Origin of the sequence: Janibacter corallicola NBRC 107790, assembly GCF_001570965.1 — a bacterium.
Classification (GTDB): domain Bacteria; phylum Actinomycetota; class Actinomycetes; order Actinomycetales; family Dermatophilaceae; genus Janibacter; species Janibacter corallicola.
Genome location: NZ_BCSR01000010.1, coordinates 55,967 through 72,972, shown reverse-complemented (window position 1 = coordinate 72,972; position 17,006 = coordinate 55,967). Strand labels below are relative to the sequence as shown.

Genomic DNA, 17,006 nt, shown 5'->3' with positions numbered 1-17,006 from the left:
CCCGCCGGCCTCGAGGCGCAGGGGGTCGGTGTCGCCCACGGCCGGCTCGTCGCCGTCGACGACGTCGACCTGGAGCTCACGAGCGGGCGCATCACCGCGCTCATGGGGCGCAACGGCGCCGGGAAGTCCTCGCTGCTGTGGGCCCTGCAGGGATCCGGCGAGCGCAGCCGCGGCAGCATCACGGTGCCCACCGACGACGGGCCGGTCGACCCGGCGCAGTTGCCACCCGCCGAGCGACGTCGGGCCGTCGGGCTGGTGCCGCAGACGCCCACCGACCTGCTCTACCTGGACTCCGTCGGGGCCGAGTGCGCGCGTGCCGACGCGGACGCCGGGGCACCGGAGGGCAGCTGCGCCGAGCTGCTGCGCGACATCGCGCCCGGCATCGCCGCCGAGGTGCACCCGCGCGACCTGTCCGAGGGCCAGCGGCTCGCGCTCGTGCTCGCGCTGCAGCTGACCGCCGACCCGCCCGTGCTGCTGCTCGACGAGCCGACGCGCGGGCTGGACTACACGGCCAAGGAGGCCCTCGGTCGAGCGCTGCGCACCGTCGCCGAGCGGGGCCGCACGGTGCTGCTCTCGACGCACGACGTGGAGTTCGTCGCACAGGTCAGCGACCGGATGCTCATCATGGCCGACGGGGAGGTCATCGCCGACGGGCCGACGAGCGAGGTCGTGCTCTCCTCCCCCGCCTTCGCCCCGCAGGTGGCCAAGATCCTCGCTCCCCTCCCCCTCATCACCGTCGAGTCGGTCCGGGCCGCCCTCGGGGACCAGGCACCGGTGGGCACGTGAGCGCCGGCGCCGTCGAGCTGCGGCCGCGGGCCGTCGCCGCCATCGGGCTGACGAGCCTCGCGGGGTTGCTCGCCTTCCTGTGGCCGCTCGTCATCACCCCCGACTCCGCGCTGGCCCACTCCGGTGACGCCCCGCTCGTCTTCGCCGTGATCCTCGTCGGCGTGCTCGCGATCGTCCTCGCCGAGGTGAGCGACGGCGGCATGGACACCAAGGCCGTCGCGATGCTCGGGGTCCTCTCCGCCGTCGGTGCGATCCTGCGCCCCGTCGGTGCGGGCACCGCAGGGCTGGAGGGGATCTTCTTCCTGCTCATCCTCGGCGGCCGGGTCTTCGGCCCCGGCTTCGGCTTCATCCTCGGCGCGACGACCCTCGCCGCGAGCGCCCTGCTCACCGCCGGGGTCGGGCCCTGGCTGCCCTTCCAGATGCTCGCCGCGGCCTGGGTGGCCATGGGCGCCGGCCTGCTGCCCCGGGCGAAGGGGGCTCTCGAGATCGTCATGCTCTGTGCCTACGGCGTCGTCACCGGACTGCTCTACGGAGCGGCGCTGAACTTCTCCTTCTGGCCGTTCACCGTCCAGGGGGAGGCCTCCCTCAGCTTCGTCGCGGGAGCACCGGTGACGGAGAACCTCACCCGCTTCCTCGCCTTCTCGCTCGCGACGTCGCTCGGCTGGGACCTCGGCCGGTCACTGACCAATGCCGTGCTCATCGCCCTGCTGGGCCGCCCGGTACTCGGCGCGCTGCGCCGCGCGGCCCGCCGCGCCTCGTTCCGGCCCCGGGCCCCCCGTCACGGGTCGGCCGCGCCGGGCGATCTGGGAGGATGACGCCCATGCCGACCGACCTGGACCGAGAGAATGGGTGGCTCAGCCACGAGGAGCTGGACAACGTGCGGGGGCGGGTCCCGATCCTCTACGTCCTCGCCGTCCCGGTGCGGGTGGCGGACAACGGCTCGGTCACCGACGTCGGGCTGCTGCTGCGGGCCACCGAGGCCGGGACGATGGAGCGCGAGCTCGTCGCCGGCCGGGTGAAGTACCACGAGCAGGTGCGCGACGCCCTCGTGCGCCACCTGGAGAAGGACCTCGGCCCGATGGCGCTGCCCTCGGTGCCCCCGTCCCCGGTGCCCTACACGATCGCCGAGTTCTTCCCCACCCCCGGTGTCACGCCGTACCACGACCCTCGGCAGCACGCGGTCGCACTGTGCTTCGTCGTCCCCGTGCGCGGCGACTGTGCCCCGCAGCAGGACGCGCTCGACCTGGCCTGGCTGACCCCGGAGGAGGCCAGCGAGACCGCGCTGCAGGCGGAGATGTCCGGCGGCCACGGTGCGCTGCTGCGCCAGGCCCTGGCCCACCTGGGGCACAGCAGCTTCTGACGGCGGCAGTGGGGGCACCGGCCCCGGCTCACTCCTTGGTGAACTGGTCCTTGATGCGGGTCATGTCCTTGTGGTCCCGGGCGTAGGCCTCCTCGTAGCTGGGCGCGGTGCCGCCGAGCCGGGCCGGGTGGAAGCGCAGCTCGTCCCCCGTCGGCTCCGGGTAGCCGGCGATCGTCTCGTCCAGCAGCCGCTTCATCTCCGCACGCAACCGCTCGGTCACCTCGGCGACGTCGTCCTCCGGCGCCACGTGGATCTGCTCCCCCACCGTGATGTGGATCGGGGTGCCGGTGCGGCCGAGGCGCTTGGGCGCGTCCTTGGTCCAGATGCGCTGGGCGCCCCACACGATCGTCGGCACGATCGGGACCCCCGTGTCCTGGGCCATCCGGGCCGCGCCGGACTTCAGCTCCTTGATCTCGAAGGAGCGCGACATCGTCGCCTCCGGGTAGACGCCCACGATCTGCCCCTGCCGGAGGCGCTCGCTGGCCTCGGCCAGCGAGCCGGCGCCGGCCTTCCGGTCGACCGGGATGTGCTTCAGCCCCCGCATGATCGGCCCGGCGACCCGGTGCTGCCAGATCGACTTCTTGGCCATGAAGCGCACCAGCCGTCGGCTCTTGCGGCCGGCGAGCCCGGCGAAGACGAAGTCGAGGTAGGCGGTGTGGTTGATGGCGAGCACCGCGCCGCCCTTGCGCGGGATGTTGTGCCGCCCCTTCATGGTGAACCGGTAGCCGTTGACGAAGAAGACGACACGGGCAAACAGCAGGACCAGCTGGTAGAGGGGCTCGAATCTCATGCTGGCAGCCTACGATGCCGCGGGCGGGCGCCCCGGGTCGATTGGCCCGGCTCGACGGGGTGATGGGAAGATTCCGCTCATGACCGAGCACTCCCCCGCGCCCCGGACCCACATCCCCGATCGACCGTCCCTGGACGGTCTCGAGGAGAAGTGGGCGCAGGTATGGCGCGAGCAGGGGACCTACGCCTTCTCCGGGGACGGGGACCGGGAGAGCATCTTCTCCATCGACACCCCGCCGCCGACGGCCAGCGGCAGCCTGCACATGGGGCACGTCTTCAGCTACACCCACACCGACTGCATGGCGCGCTACAAGCGGATGCGCGGCTACGACGTCTTCTACCCGATCGGGTGGGACGACAACGGCCTGCCGACCGAGAAGCGGGTGCAGAACTACTACGGCGTGCGCGGTGACTCCACGCTGCCCTACGACCCCGACTTCACCCCGCCGCACCAGGGGACGTCGAAGTCGATCAAGGCGGCTGACGCGGTCCCGATCAGCCGGCAGAACTTCATCGAGCTGTGCGACGAGCTCACCGTGCGCGACGAGGAGGCCTTCGAGTCCCTCTTCCGGCGCCTGGGCTTCAGCCTCGACTGGGACATCCAGTACCGCACCATCGACGACCACTCCCGCGCGACGGCGCAGACCGCCTTCCTGCGCAACCTCGCCCGCGGCGAGGCCTACACCGCCGAGGCCCCGGGCCTGTGGGACGTCACCTTCCAGACCGCGGTGGCGCAGGCGGAGCTGGAGGCACGGGACTACCCCGGCGCCTACCACCGGGTGGCCTTCCACGGCGCCGACGGACCGGTCCACATCGAGACCACCCGCCCCGAGCTGCTGCCGGCGTGCGTCGCGCTCATCGCCCACCCCGACGACGAGCGCTACCAGCCCCTCTTCGGCACCACCGTGACCTCGCCGCTCTTCGGTGTCGAGATCCCGGTCCTCTCCCACCCGATGGCGGAGATGGACAAGGGCGCCGGCATCGCGATGTGCTGCACCTTCGGTGACCTCACCGACGTCACGTGGTGGCGCGAGCTGCAGCTGCCGACCCGCTCGATCGTCACCCGCGTCGGCCGGATCGCCCAGGAGGTGCCCGCCTGGGTCGAGGCCGCGAAGGGGGTCGAGGTCTACGAGGAGATGGCCGGCAAGACCGTGCACTCCGCCCGTCAGGCCGTCGTCGAGGCGCTGCGCGCCTCCGGCGACCTGGAGGGCGAGCCGGAGGCCACCCAGCGCAAGGCCAACTTCTACGAGCGCGGCGAGAAGCCGCTGGAGATCGTCACCTCGCGGCAGTGGTACATCCGCAACGGCGGCCGCGACGGCGAGCTGAACCAGGCACTCCAGGAGCGGGGCGACCAGATCGCCTTCCACCCCGACTTCATGCGCGCCCGGTACAAGAACTGGGTCGCCGGCCTCAACGGGGACTGGTTGATCTCGCGGCAGCGCTTCTTCGGGATCCCGATCCCGGTCTGGTACCGGCTCGATGCGGACGGCACGCCCCAGCACGAGAGTCCCCTCGTCCCGGCCGAGGACCAGCTGCCGATCGACCCGATGGCGCAGGTCCCCGAGGGGTACACCGAGGAGCAGCGGGACCAGCCGGGCGGCTTCACCGGCGACCCGGACGTGATGGACACCTGGGCGACCTCCTCGCTCTCGCCGCAGATCGCGGGCAACTGGCTGGAGCAGGAGCGCAGCGGCTCCGAGCGCTTCGCGAAGATCTTCCCGATGGACCTGCGCCCGCAGGCCCACGACATCATCCGCACCTGGCTCTTCGCGACGGTCGTGCGCGCCCACCACGAGCACGGGGTCGTGCCGTGGCGCAATGCGGCCATCTCCGGGTGGATCCTCGACCCCGACCGCAAGAAGATGTCCAAGTCCAAGGGAAATGTCGTCACCCCCGAGGACGTCGTCGTGCAGTTCAGCGCCGACGCCGTGCGCTACTGGGCCACGTCGAGCCGGCTCGGCACCGACGCCGCCTACGACACCGGCCAGATGAAGGTGGGCCGGCGCCTGGCGATCAAGCTGCTCAACGCGAGCAAGTTCGCCCTGGGCTTCGGCAGCGTGGAGGGTGACCTGCACGCCGCGGTGACCGTGCCGCTCGACCAGGCGATGCTGGCCTCCCTCTCCGGCGTCATCGAGGAGGCGACCGCAGGCTTCGAGCGGTGGGACTACGCCCGCAGCCTCGATGTCACCGAGAGCTTCTTCTGGAGCTTCTGCGACGACTACATCGAGCTGGTCAAGGACCGCGCCCACGGCGCCGAGGGCACCGACCCCGCGGGGACCGCGTCGGCGCGGGCCGCCCTCCGGCTCGCCCTGGAGTCGCTCCTTCGCCTGCTTGCACCCTTCATCCCCTACGCCACCGAGGAGGTCTGGTCCTGGTGGCGTCCCGGCTCGGTGCACCGCGCCACGTGGCCGACCACCGAGGAGCTGCCCGAAGGGGGCGACCCGGACCTGCTCGTGGCCGTCGGCGAGGCCCTCGGCCACGTCCGCAAGGCCAAGTCCGACGCCAAGGTGGGCATGCGCAGCGAGATCACCTCGGCCACCCTCGTCGCGCCCGCGGCGACGGCCGAGCTCATCCGCCTCGGTGAGACCGACCTGCGCCGGGCCGGCCACGTCACCGGCGCGCTGGAGCACGTGCCGGGCGAGGAGGTCGGCCTGCAGGACGTGGAGCTGATCCCCTACGTCAAGCCGACGAAGAAGGCCTGACCGCCGGCCCCGACCGGCTCCCTTCGCGCAGCAGGTCCGGGCTCGGCTCCGGCGCCAGGAGTGGCGCCCACGCGGGCCGGGACGGGAGCCCCCCGCTCGCCCGCCGGTGCCCGGTCGGCTGGAGGAGGATCCAGGGCCGGTCCCAGCCGCCGAGGCCCAGCCGCGCGGTCGCGAAGGCCTCCTCGGTCAGCGCGCCGGTCTGCCCGGAGGCCGGCTCGTACACCCGCAACGCGCGGGGCTCGTCCCCCGGCAGCACGAGCGTGACGTGCCGGGGCAGCGCCGCACTGCCGACGTAGAGCGCAGCGGGCTCCCCGTCGACGACGAGCTCGAGCAGCCGGGCGTAGCGAGCCCGCAGCGCCTCCGCCGAGTGCGCCCGCAGCGAGACGATGCGATATCGCGTCCCGCGGCGCGAGCCGCCGTGCTCCAGCTCGCGTCGCAGCCCCCACGGGGGCGTCCCGAGCGAGGGGGGCCACGGCAGGAACTGCCCCCGGGCGGGCGCCCAGGCATTGGTCCGGGACTGGACCGTGCGCTCCCAGGAGGCGAATCGTCGTGCCGGGGTGCCCCCTTCGGCGCCGGGCACCGGGTGGCCCTCCCCCTCGGTGATCCACCGGGCGAAGGGGGCGTCCACGAGCATCCGCGCGACGGTGGCGCACGCCGACCCGCAGGTCCTCGTGCTCTGCTGGCGCGGACCCGGCACGCCGGGGACCAGCCGGAAGGGTGGGCTCACCCCCACATCATCCCAGCGTCAGGCGGACCGCTTGTGCTTGCGCTTGTTGCTGCTCTCGTGTCGGACGATCGTCGGCAGGACGTTGTGCCGCACGACCTCCTCGTTGACCACGATCTGCCGGATGCCGTCGTCGCTCGGGACGTCGAACATCACCGGCAGGAGGACCTCCTCCATGATCGCGCGCAGACCACGGGCACCGGTGCCCCGGGCGATGGCCTGGTCGGCGATGGCCTCGAGCGCGTCGTCGGTGAACTCCAGCTCGACGCCGTCGATCTCGAACATCTTGCGGTACTGCTTGACCAGGGCGTTCTTCGGCTCGGTCAGGATCTGCACGAGCGCCTCCCGGTCCAGCGGGGAGACGGTGGTGATGACCGGCAGCCGGCCGATGAACTCGGGGATCAGCCCGAACTTCATCAGGTCCTCGGGCATCACCTCGGTGATCGCCTCGGCGACGTCGGTCGCCTTGTGCAGCTCGGAGCCGAAGCCCAGCCCCTTCTTGCCGACCCGGGACTCGATGATCTTCTCCAGCCCGGCGAAGGCGCCGCCCACGATGAAGAGGACATTCGTCGTGTCGATCTGGATGAACTCCTGGTGGGGGTGCTTGCGCCCGCCCTGGGGCGGCACCGCGGCGGTGGTCCCCTCGAGGATCTTCAGCAACGCCTGCTGCACGCCCTCGCCGGAGACGTCCCGGGTGATCGAGGGGTTCTCCGACTTGCGGGCGACCTTGTCGACCTCGTCGATGTAGATGATCCCCTGCTCGGCCTTCTTGGTGTCGTAGTCGGCGGCCTGGATGAGCTTGAGCAGGATGTTCTCGACGTCCTCGCCGACGTAGCCGGCCTCGGTCAGCGCGGTCGCGTCGGCGATCGCGAAGGGGACGTTGAGCATGCGGGCCAGGGTCTGGGCGAGGTAGGTCTTGCCGCAGCCGGTCGGGCCGATGAGCAGGATGTTCGACTTCGCGATGTCGACGTGGTCCTCGTCGCGCTTGGCGACCGCGCCGTCGTCGGCCTGGACGCGCTTGTAGTGGTTGTAGACCGCGACCGCGAGGGACTTCTTCGCCTTGTCCTGACCGATGATGTAGGTCTCGAGGAAGTCGAAGATCTCCTTGGGCTTGGGCAGCTCGTCCAGGCCGAGGTCGCTGGAGTCGGTCAGCTCCTCCTCGATGATCTCGTTGCACAGGTCGATGCACTCGTCGCAGATGTAGACCCCGGGTCCCGCGATCAGCTTCTTGACCTGCTTCTGCGACTTGCCGCAGAAGGAGCACTTGAGGAGGTCGCCGCTCTCTCCGACTCGTGCCACGTGCCAGTCCTCTCCGATTGGGCCGCGACCGATCTGGCCGCCGTGCGACGACGGTACCGGGAGGTCGCGCCGTCCTCATCCATTGGACACCGGCCCGTCGCGGCGCGTCGCGCTTGTCCGCTCACAGCGCAACGCCCCCTTCGGCATGTCCCGGGGACAGGCGAAGGGCCCCGGATCTCCCGGGGCCCTTCGTCACGCCGTCATGCCGGCTGTCGCGCGTGGCGTCGGCTCACTCCTCGAGGGAGGCCTTGCGCGGGGTGAGCACGTCGTCGATGAGGCCGTACTCCTTGGCCTCCTCGGAGGTGAGGTGCTTGTCGCGCTCGATGTCCGCGCGGACCTCCTCGACGCTCTTGTTCGAGTGCTTGGCCCAGGCCTCCTCGAGCCAGGTACGCATGCGCAGCACCTCGTTGGCCTGGATCTCGATGTCGCTGGCCTGGCCGTAGTCGCCGCCGGCGAGGGCCGGCTGGTGGATGAGCACCCGGGAGTTCGGCAGCCCGAAACGCTTGCCGGGGGCACCCGCTGCGAGCAGCACCGCGGCCGCCGAGGCCGCCTGCCCGATGACGAAGGTCTGGATGTCCGGGCGGATGTACTGCATCGTGTCGTAGATCGCCGTCATCGCGGTGAAGGAGCCGCCTGGGCTGTTGATGTACATGAGGATGTCGCGCTCGGGCTCCATCGACTCCAGCACGAGGAGCTGGGCGATAATGTCGTCGGCGGAGGCGTCGTCGACCTGCACGCCGAGGAAGATGATGCGGTCCTCGAAGAGCTTGGTGTAGGGGTCGGTCCGCTTCATGCCGTACGAGGTGCGCTCCTCGAACTGCGGCAGGACGTACCGGTTGGAGGGCCCGGGACGCATGGGGGCGCCGCCCGGTGCGGGGGTGCGGAGCTGGGGATCGAAGTTCATGGGTTCTCCTGGGGGATCGCGGGGGTCGGGCTCACTCGGTGCCGGGGGCGGCATTGCCGCCCGCCTGGTCGGAGCGCTCGAAGACGTGGTCGACGAAGCCGTACTCCATGGCCTCCTGGGCACCGAACCACCGGTCGCGGTCGGAGTCCTTGGCGATCTGCTCCACGCTCTGGCCGGTGTGCTCTGCGATGAGCTCGGCCATCTGGGTCTTGACGAAGAGCATCTGCTCGGCCTGGATCTTGATGTCGCTCGCGGTACCGCCGATACCGCCCGAGGGCTGGTGCATCATGACCCGCGCGTGCGGGGTCGCGTAGCGCTTGCCCCGGGTGCCGGCGGAGAGCAGGAACTGGCCCATCGAGGCGGCCAGACCCATCGCCACCGTGGCGACGTCGTTCGGGATCCACTTCATCGTGTCGTAGATCGCCATGCCCGCGGAGATCGAGCCACCGGGGCTGTTGATGTAGAGCCAGATGTCGGAGTCGGGGTCCTCGGCTGCCAGGAGCAGCATCTGGGCACAGATGGCGTTGGCGTTGTCGTCACGCACGTCCGACCCCAGGAAGATGATGCGCTCCTTGAGGAGGCGCTGGTAGATGTGGTCGTCGAGGCCAGCTCCGGCCTGCTGGCCGTTGGCGACGATCTCGCTGCTGTTGCTCACGCTCACTCGCTTCTCCGCCCGTGGGCGGCTCGTCAGGTGCATGACTGTCATGGACCCTAACGCCCGGGCGGAGGAAGTGTTTCCCGTGCCCGAGCCGTGTTCGCCCTGAGCGCAACGCTGCCGCTCACGGGACCTGGGGCGGGGTGACGAGGAGCGCCAGCCCGCCGAAGCCCGGCAGCTCGACGGAGAAGCCGTGCAGCTGGTCCACCTCGCCGAATTCACTCCCGTCCCCCATGTCCATCAGCCGGGAGCCCGGCTCGAGCCAGGTGCTGATGACCGTGCCGCTCACCGGCTCCTCACCGAAGTTCAGCACGGTCACCTCCAGCTGCCCGGGGGCCAGCTCGTACTCGTGGACCATGACGAGCATCGCCGGGTGGGCCACGTCGGGGACGTCCACCTGGCGGGTCGTCGGGATGGCGAAGTACCCGCGCAGGTGCAGGATCTCCCGCAGCCGGTCCACGAAGGATCCCGGTGTCTCCAGCTGGGTGTCGATCGGTCCGTAGAGGGCCCGGCCGCGCGGCATGCCGGAGATGGACCGCGTGGCGTCGGGGTCGAGGTCCAGCAGGTCGTAGGCGGGCCGGTGGATCCAGCGGGTGTCCCCCTCGACCAGCAGCGCCTCGACCTGCTCGGCCGGGATCGGCAGCGCGCCCACCAGGTCCCAGCCGGAGAGGGCGAAGACACCGGGCTGCAGGGCGTTGAACATCGCGAGCAGCAGGTGCGCGCGGCGCACCCGGTCCACGTCCTCCTCGGTCATCTCCTCGAGGTCCCGGATGCCGAGGGCGGCGGTGACGACCGAAGCGGTCGTCGAGGAGATGCCGTTCGTGGTGAAGACGAGGTTGTAGGGCGCGGCCTCCCCCGTCAGCGCGCCGGTCAGCTCCTCGCGGATCGTCTCCGCGAGGACCTCCCCGGGGACCTCCTTGCCACGGAAGGTGAAGTGCTCCTCCCGGTGCCTGCTCGCGAAGTGCACCAGCTCGTAGGTCAGCTCGTCGTGGTTCTGCAGGGCGTGCACGAGTGAGGCCGCGTCGACCCCGATCCGCTGCGCCTCCCGGAGGGTGAGCCGGAGGAACTCGGTGTCCCCGGTCGCGAGGGCGTGGTGGTAGGCGGGGCGGGTGACGAAGTCGTAGGAGAGGTCCGCACCCGCCCGGGCGGTCTCGCGGATGTCGTCCATCGAGAGGTTCAGCTCCTGGAAGGTGAACCCGCCGACCTTGCGCACCATCGACCCGATGAGCTGGTTGGCGGCCTCCGAGAGCGGGTGGCCCTCGGACCACGCCGGGCCGACCTCCACGGTCTTCTCCACGCCGAGGAACCCGTTGGCGTCCAGCCGCAGCCCACCGGAGCCGAGGTCGCCGAGGCTGTGCAGGGCGTCACCGATGACGAGCCGCATCCCGGCGAAGGTGGGGTCCAGCCAATTGATCGAGGGCTGCCCCTCCTTGAAGTAGTGGAGGTAGGCCCACCGGCGCGTGACCCCGTCGGGCCCGGTCACCGGTGCGGTCACCGACCAGTTGGTCTCCTTCACCCCCGGCCGGTGGAAGATCGTGCGCTGCAGGGCACCGACGATGTGACCCGCCTCCTCGAGGGCCAGCTCGGCCCCCTCGTCGAGGTTGACCGAGTCCCTCCCCTCGGGCACCTCCGGCAGCAGCGGCCAGTCCTCCGGCGGGATGCCGACCATGTGGTAGATCCCGGGGTAGTCCCCGATGCCGAGCTCGGCGAGGCGGAAGTCGGCGCCCTTCCCGGTGTGGCCCGGGACGATGTCGTCGATGACGGTCCCGTCGTGCTCGGCGGCGACCTCGCAGATGGAGCGGAAGTCATCCTCGGTGCCGAAGAGACTGTCGATGTCGGTGCCGATCCGGTCGAAGTGCCCATCGACGCTCGGCGTCGAGCTCCAGCCCGAGAGCCCGCCCGCGCGCTTGACCGGCCCGGTGTGCACGGCCCGGATGCCGATGCGCTGGAAGGTCCGCCACAGGCTCGGGTCGGCGAGGGTCGCGAGGAAGGAGTGGCCGGGCTTGGTGATCATCGAGATGGGGTAGGCGGTGAACCACACCGACGCGGTCCGCGCGGCCTCCCGCGGGTCCGGCTGCGCGAAGGGGTTCTGCCACATCGCGCCGATCCCGCTGAACTGGTTCGCGATGTCCTTCGCGTCCTGGAGCATCGACTGCCGGCGCAGCCAGTCCACGTACACCGGGTTGGAGCCGACCGGGTCGCCGGAGCGGGCCTCCACGGGCGAGGTGGCGCCGCCGGGACGCAGCCGTGCCCGGGGCCGCAGTGCCCGGGGCCGTGCCGGGAACCAGAGCTGGGCGAAGCTGGGCTCGGCCGGCTCGTCGGCCCCGGGCCCCGGACGCTCGGTGTCGGTCACGGCACCACGCTACGACGCGGACCCGTCTGCGGGCGCGACGTCCCCGGCCGGGTCGCCGATGTACTCCCGTGCCCACCGCGGGACGACGAAGAGCGCCTCCGCCTCGGCGGTGAGCCGCCCCTCCTCGTCGCGCACCTGGCCGCTGGCGAAGGTCTTCCACCCCTCCACGCGGTCGAGCTGCGCCGTGACGGTGTGCGTGGCGTCCAGCAGCGTCGGGCGGCGGTAGGTGGTGTTCAGGTAGGCGGTGAGCCCGGGGCGACCGACCCGTGCGGGGACGGTGCCGACGACCTGGTCCAGGACCGCGGCGAGGATCCCGCCGTGCACGCATCCCGGCGGTCCCTCGTAGGCGGCGCCCAGGCGCAGCTGCGCCCGCACGTTCCCTTCGTCGTCCGCGGTGACGTCCAGGGGTGGGGCGATCGGGTTGCGCATCCCGGACATCGCGTTGCCGTGGCCGCGCACGCGGTGGTCGCTCGCCGTCTCCAGCCCGAGTGGTTCCTCCCGGGCGGCGACGAGCAGCCGGTCGGTCAGCTCGCGCGCCTGCTGCGCGACCGCGGTCAGCTCCTCCCCCTCGACGCGGGTGCGCAGGCACGCGTCGAGCAGCCCGCGCAGGCTCCCGGCGAGGTCGGCCTGGGCGCGCTCGAGCACCGCGAGCGCCTCGGGGTCCGCCACGGGCTCAGGGGAGACCAGGCCACGTCCGGTCACTGCTCCTCCTGGGGTCGGGTGCGCTCCCATGGTGCACCGTCGGCCCACGGGGTGTCCCGCTCGGACACCGCGGGCACCGCGAGGAGTGCCGGCAGGGCCAGCACCCCGACGAGCAGCAGGGAGTGCAGCACCCCCACGTGGTCACCGATCAGGCCGAGCAGCGGGGGCCCGACGATGAAGGCGACGTAGCCGATGGTCGAGACGACGGACAGCCGGGCAGCGGCTCGCGCAGGGTCGTCCGCGGCGGCACTCATGCCCACGGGGAAGCCCAGGCTCGCGCCGACCCCCCAGAGGGCGATCCCGACGAAGGCGACCGGCGTGGGCGCCAGGACGACGAGCAGGCTGCCGACCGCAGCCAGGGCGAAGAGCAGCCGCAGCACGATGACGCGGCCGTGCCGGTCCAGCAACAGGCTCCCCACGAGCCGCCCCACGGTCATCGCACCGAGGAAGACCGCGAAGCCGAGCACCCCGACCCAGCCCGGCTGGTGGTGCCCCTCGGTGACGGCCAGGGCCACCCAGTCGTTCGCGGTGCCCTCGGTGAGGGCGGCGACGAGCACGACGATGCCGATGACGAGGGTGCGCGGCTCCCGCCAGGCGCTGCCGGCGACCGACGAAGGGGGTGGCGCTCCCCCTTCGTCCCGGGACGAGGGCAGGAACCCCCGGGGCGTCCACAGGCCCACCACGAGCGCCAGCACCGCGGTGCCGACGAGGTGGGCGAGCACGGGCACGCCGAGGGCCACGACGGCGGCCGCGGCCAGGGCACCGAGGACGGTCCCGCCGGAGAAGCAGGCGTGGAAGACCGGCATGATCGTCCGGCCCAGGCCCTGCTCGACGGCGGCGCCCTCGTGGTTCATCGCGACGTCCCACAGCGAGACGCCGACGGCGATGACGAAGATCCCTGCCGCCACGGCGCGCACGTCACCGACGACGTCGAGCATCACACCGAGGCCGAGCAGCCCGAGCACGGTGAGGAGCACGCCGGTGAGGACGGTGCGTGCGGCACCGACGGCACCGATGACCCGTCCCGCGAGCGGGAGGGTGAGCACCGACCCGAGCGCGCCGGCGAGCAGCGTGCGACCGAGGACGCCCGGGGTCAGGTCGAGGCCGTCACGGATGTCAGGGATCCGCGCGGCCCAGGAGGCGAAGGCGAAGCCGTTGACCGCGAAGGTCACCAGCACCGCGACCCGGGCGGACCCCAGTCGGGGGCCCGGGTCCTCGACGAGCTGGATCAGGCCTGCGTGCGCTCGGCGGACTCGTCGGGGGTCTCGCCCTCCGCGGGGTCCGCGGTGGCGGTGTCGGCGGCGGCGTCACCGGCCGCGGACTCCTCCTCGCCGCCCTGGCGCTCCGGCATGATCTCGTCGAGGTCGATCGCATTGCCGTCGGCATCGACGATCGATGCCTTGTCCAGCGCGGCGGCGAGTGCCTTGCGTCGGGCGACCTCGCCGACGATGCCCTCGACCTGGCCCTGCTGGTCCATCATCTGCGCGAAGGTGTTGGGGTCCATCCCGTACTGCTGGGACTGCATCATCAGGTACTCGATGAGCTCCTGCTGCCCGACCTCGACCTCCTCGGTCTTGCCGAGCTCGTCGAGCAGGAACTGGGTCTTGAGGGCCTTGCGCGTCTGCTCGTCGACCTCGGCGCGGTGCTCCTCGTCCTCGAGGCGACCCTCCTGCTCGAGGTGCTGGTGGACCTCGGACTCGATGATGCTCTCGGGCAGCGCGATCTCGGTGTTCTCCAGCAGGTGCTCGAGGACCTTGTCGCGGGCCTGGACGCCCTGCTCGAACTTCTTGGACTGCTCGGCCTGCGTGGCGACGTCCGCCTTGAGCTCCTCGGCGGTGTCGAACTCGCTGGCCATCTGGGCGAAGTCGTCGTCGACCTCGGGCAGCTCACGAACCTTGACCGACTGGACGGTCACCGTGCAGTCGGCGCTCTGGCCGGCCTGCTCGCCTCCGGCGAGCGGGGCGGAGAAGTCCTTGGTCTCGCCGGCCGACATGCCGGTGAGCGCGTCGTCGAGCCCCTCGAGCATGTTGCCCGAGCCGACCTCGTAGGAAACGCCCTCGACGGAGTCGATGTCCTCCCCGTCGATGGTGGCCTTGAGGTCGATGGAGACGAAGTCGCCGCTCTCGACGGGGCGCTCGACGCCGGTGAGGGTGCCGAACCGCTCGCGCAGCTCGGTCATCTTCTCCTCGACGTCGGCGTCGGTGACCTCGAGGTTGTCGACCTGGATCTGCATTCCGTCGTAGTCCGGGAGGGTGACCTCGGGACGCACGTCCACCTCGACGGTGAACTCCAGCTGCTCCTCGTCCTTCATCGGCACCTGGGTGATGTCCACCTCGGGCTGGCCGATGGGCTCGACGCCGGTCTCCTCGACGGCCTTGCCGAAGAACTCCGGCAGGGAGTCGTTGACGGCCTCCTGGAGGACGGCGCCCTTGCCGACGCGCTGCTCGATGATGCGCGCGGGGACCTTGCCCTTGCGGAAGCCGGGGACCTGGATCTGCTCACCGATGGACTTCAGAGCCGCGTCCACGTGGGGCTGGAGCTCCTCGCTCGGGACCTCGACGGTCAGCTTGACCCGGGTCGGGCTGAGGTTCTCGACGGCACTCTTCACTGCAGGACTCCACACGATCTGGACGACGAAGGGGGTTTACGACGCGCCCTCCGCACCGCGGCCGATGGCCCGGCGCGGGCGCGCCCGCACGTCCCGACGGGTCGGGACCGATCACCCACCCTATCGGCCAGATCGCTCAGGACCGAATACGGGGACGAGGGAGACCACGGTCAGCTCCCCGCCGAGCGAGGTCCGCTCGGTGGCGACCTCCACCTCGCGGCCCCTCACGGTGAAGCAGATGATCGCCCCGGGGCGCTCGGCGCGGAAGTCCTTGACCGTGTACCGGGCGGTCAGCCGGATGGCGCGCACCGCCAGGGTCCCCGAGCGCTCCTCCAGCTCGGCGAAGCCCGCGGGCGGGCGGAAGGCGGTCCGCCCGGTGAGGTGGTCGGCGGCCCCTGTGCGGCGCCCCGGGGACTCGTCCCCACGGGCGAGCTGGAAGACCTTGGCGCTGCCGAGGACGCGGGCGAACTCGCGGCTCGCGGTCGAGTTGCGCTCGTCGTCACCGGTGGCGGCGAGCAGCGACTTCACGCCGGCCAGGTCCATGTCGCGCACGGCGTAGTCGCTGAGGATGTTGGCCCGCTCGACCCGCACCCCGGCCTCGCGGGCACGGGAGAGCTCCTCCTGGTCGCCGGAGACCAGCAGGACGTTGACCTTCAGCTCCTGCAGGGTCTGCGCGAGGCGGACGAGCCAGTCGGAGCCACCCGCGAGGACGACGCCCTGGGGCGACGTCGTCGCCAGGCCGAGCCGCTCGGCGAGGCGCCCGATACCCAGGCCGTAGATCGTCACGGTCGCGACGATGACGACGAAGACGAGGGGGACGAGGGACTGGGCCTCCTCCCCCAGCCGGGCCAGCTTCGCGGCGTGCGCGGGGTCGCTCACCGACTCCGAGGCACGGCCCAGCTGCAGCGCGAAGACGCTCGTGACCGCGGCCGCGACGATGCCCCGCGGCGCCATGAAGGACAGCAGCCGGCGCTCCTCCTTGGTCGCCCCGCGGCCGAGCAGCCCGGCGACGACGCTGATCGGGCGGATGAGCAGCACGAGGGCCAGGACCATCGGGACGGCCGTCGGGAGGATGTCGAGCACGTCCCCGTACGACACCCGCCCGGCGAGGATGACGAAGAGCACGCCCACGAGCACCACCTGGAGGTGCTCCTTGAACTCCATGACGTGCTCGAGGTGCAGCCCCGGCCGGTTGGCGAGGTAGATGCCGAGGATCGTCACGGTGAGCAGCCCGCTCTCGTCCTGGACGTGGTTCGACAGCTCCATCGCCCCGACCGCGGCGGCGAGGAAGGTGGCGCCGTGCAGGTAGTCCGGCACGAGGTGACGCTTCATCGCGACCTCGAGCAGGATGCCGAGGACGAGCGCGGTGCCCACGGCCACCCCGACCGTCGTCAGCAGCGCGGTCACGACGACGACGAGCGGCTCCTCCGAGGTGCCGGCCACGAGCGCCTGGAAGACGAGGACGGCCAGGACCGCACCGATCGGGTCGACGACGATGCCCTCCCAGCGCAGCAGCGCCGCCACGCGCCGGGTCGGGCGCAACTGCTGCAGGATCGGGGCGATGACGGTGGGGCCGGTGACGACGAGCAGCGAGGCGACGAGCATCGCCACGCCGACGGAGTAGCCCAGGAGCCACGCGGTGAGCGTGATGAGCACCCAGGCCACGGCCACCGTGACCGTGCACAGCCCGAGGATGGAGCGGCCGAGGCCGCGGGCGCCCCGCAGCCGCAGCGAGAGGCTGCCCTCGAAGAGGACGATGCCGACCGCGAGGGTCACGCCGCCGAAGAGGACGTCGCGCCCGAGCACCGCATCGGGGCTGACGACGTGCCCGAGGGCGAAGCCGATCAGCAGCAGCAGGAGGATGGCGGGCACGCGGACGGCCCAGGCGAGGATGCGCGCGCCCACGGCCAGGACGACGACCAGGGCGAGATACGACGCGGGGGCAAGGAGCACGGCGCGAGATCCTTCCACACGTGTCGGGGTAGCCGGATTCGAACCGACGACCTTCCGCTCCCAAAGCGGACGCGCTACCAACCTGCGCCATACCCCGGAGGCCGATTGTGCTCGGCCGACCAGCGGGGACTAGGCTAACCCGTGCCTTCTCGACGCACGGACACCACCCGA

Annotated in this window: 14 protein-coding genes and 1 tRNA gene; 4 read left to right on the top strand and 11 right to left on the bottom strand. The window is 71.5% G+C overall.

Going from position 1 to position 17,006, the window contains the following annotated elements; all coding sequences use genetic code 11:
* The 3 genes from JCO01S_RS06400 to JCO01S_RS06390 all read left to right on the top strand — a co-directional run.
* On the top strand, window positions 1-786 hold a 786-nt coding region (locus JCO01S_RS06400; protein WP_157074504.1), incomplete at its 5' end, for an ATP-binding cassette domain-containing protein.
* Window positions 783-1,601, top strand: a complete 819-nt coding sequence (locus tag JCO01S_RS06395) for an ECF transporter S component (protein ID WP_068252500.1) — start codon at window positions 783-785, stop codon at window positions 1,599-1,601. The genes JCO01S_RS06400 and JCO01S_RS06395, both read left to right, overlap by 4 nt.
* Before the next feature lie 5 nt (window positions 1,602-1,606).
* Window positions 1,607-2,146, top strand: coding sequence for an NUDIX hydrolase family protein (locus JCO01S_RS06390; RefSeq protein ID WP_068252497.1), 540 nt, complete (start codon window positions 1,607-1,609; stop codon window positions 2,144-2,146).
* A 28-nt stretch (window positions 2,147-2,174) separates the two neighbouring features.
* On the opposite strand, the gene JCO01S_RS06385 is transcribed toward JCO01S_RS06390, so the two are convergent.
* The gene (locus tag JCO01S_RS06385; RefSeq protein ID WP_068252495.1) at window positions 2,175-2,936 is read right to left on the bottom strand and encodes a lysophospholipid acyltransferase family protein; all 762 of its coding nucleotides are present in this window, start codon (window positions 2,934-2,936) and stop codon (window positions 2,175-2,177) included.
* A 79-nt stretch (window positions 2,937-3,015) separates the two neighbouring features.
* Here JCO01S_RS06385 and valS point away from each other — a divergent pair, with 79 nt between their 5' ends.
* Window positions 3,016-5,637 (top strand): valine--tRNA ligase, encoded by a 2,622-nt coding sequence (gene valS, locus JCO01S_RS06380; protein WP_068252492.1) that lies wholly within the window; start codon window positions 3,016-3,018, stop codon window positions 5,635-5,637.
* On the opposite strand, the gene JCO01S_RS06375 is transcribed toward valS, so the two are convergent.
* The 10 genes from JCO01S_RS06375 to JCO01S_RS06330 all read right to left on the bottom strand — a co-directional run bounded on the left by JCO01S_RS06375 (window position 5,615) and on the right by JCO01S_RS06330 (window position 16,932).
* Window positions 5,615-6,364: a hypothetical protein gene (locus JCO01S_RS06375; RefSeq protein WP_068252489.1), complete on the bottom strand. Its 750-nt coding sequence runs from the start codon at window positions 6,362-6,364 to the stop codon at window positions 5,615-5,617. The genes valS and JCO01S_RS06375 overlap by 23 nt on opposite strands.
* An 18-nt stretch (window positions 6,365-6,382) precedes the next feature.
* Complete coding sequence (clpX, locus tag JCO01S_RS06370; protein ID WP_068252486.1) at window positions 6,383-7,660, bottom strand: ATP-dependent Clp protease ATP-binding subunit ClpX; 1,278 nt, start codon at window positions 7,658-7,660, stop codon at window positions 6,383-6,385.
* Window positions 7,661-7,889: 229 nt separating this feature from the next.
* On the bottom strand, window positions 7,890-8,564 hold the full coding sequence (locus JCO01S_RS06365; RefSeq protein ID WP_068252483.1) for an ATP-dependent Clp protease proteolytic subunit: 675 nt from the start codon (window positions 8,562-8,564) through the stop codon (window positions 7,890-7,892).
* A gap of 31 nt (window positions 8,565-8,595) precedes the next feature.
* Complete coding sequence (locus JCO01S_RS06360; protein ID WP_068252480.1) at window positions 8,596-9,261, bottom strand: ATP-dependent Clp protease proteolytic subunit; 666 nt, start codon at window positions 9,259-9,261, stop codon at window positions 8,596-8,598.
* 82 nt (window positions 9,262-9,343) lie between these two features.
* Window positions 9,344-11,572 carry a maltose alpha-D-glucosyltransferase gene (treS, locus tag JCO01S_RS06355; RefSeq protein WP_068252477.1) on the bottom strand — a complete coding sequence of 743 codons (2,229 nt, stop codon included), beginning with the start codon at window positions 11,570-11,572 and terminating at the stop codon, window positions 9,344-9,346.
* A gap of 9 nt (window positions 11,573-11,581) precedes the next feature.
* Window positions 11,582-12,274, bottom strand: a complete 693-nt coding sequence (locus tag JCO01S_RS06350; RefSeq protein WP_068252475.1) for a PaaI family thioesterase — start codon at window positions 12,272-12,274, stop codon at window positions 11,582-11,584.
* Window positions 12,271-13,446, bottom strand: coding sequence for an MFS transporter (locus JCO01S_RS06345; protein WP_245634345.1), 1,176 nt, complete (start codon window positions 13,444-13,446; stop codon window positions 12,271-12,273). Before JCO01S_RS06345 ends, JCO01S_RS06350 begins: the two co-directional genes overlap by 4 nt.
* Window positions 13,447-13,502: 56 nt before the next feature.
* Window positions 13,503-14,882, bottom strand: coding sequence for a trigger factor (gene tig, locus JCO01S_RS06340; protein ID WP_068252469.1), 1,380 nt, complete (start codon window positions 14,880-14,882; stop codon window positions 13,503-13,505).
* 120 nt (window positions 14,883-15,002) lie between these two features.
* Window positions 15,003-16,835 carry a cation:proton antiporter gene (locus JCO01S_RS06335; protein WP_068252466.1) on the bottom strand — a complete coding sequence of 611 codons (1,833 nt, stop codon included), beginning with the start codon at window positions 16,833-16,835 and terminating at the stop codon, window positions 15,003-15,005.
* Window positions 16,836-16,858: 23 nt separating this feature from the next.
* Window positions 16,859-16,932: transfer RNA gene (locus JCO01S_RS06330), tRNA-Pro, on the bottom strand.
* Window positions 16,933-17,006 lie beyond the last annotated feature (74 nt).

Excerpts from the sequence above, each read along its gene's own strand:
- JCO01S_RS06385 (WP_068252495.1), bottom strand. The coding sequence starts at position 2,936 with ATGAGATTCGAGCCCCTCTACCAGCTGGTCCTGCTGTTTGCCCGTGTC.
- valS (WP_068252492.1), top strand. The coding sequence starts at position 3,016 with ATGACCGAGCACTCCCCCGCGCCCCGGACCCACATCCCCGATCGACCG.
- JCO01S_RS06365 (WP_068252483.1), bottom strand. The coding sequence starts at position 8,564 with ATGAACTTCGATCCCCAGCTCCGCACCCCCGCACCGGGCGGCGCCCCC.
- JCO01S_RS06390 (WP_068252497.1), top strand. The coding sequence starts at position 1,607 with ATGCCGACCGACCTGGACCGAGAGAATGGGTGGCTCAGCCACGAGGAG.
- JCO01S_RS06360 (WP_068252480.1), bottom strand. The coding sequence starts at position 9,261 with ATGCACCTGACGAGCCGCCCACGGGCGGAGAAGCGAGTGAGCGTGAGC.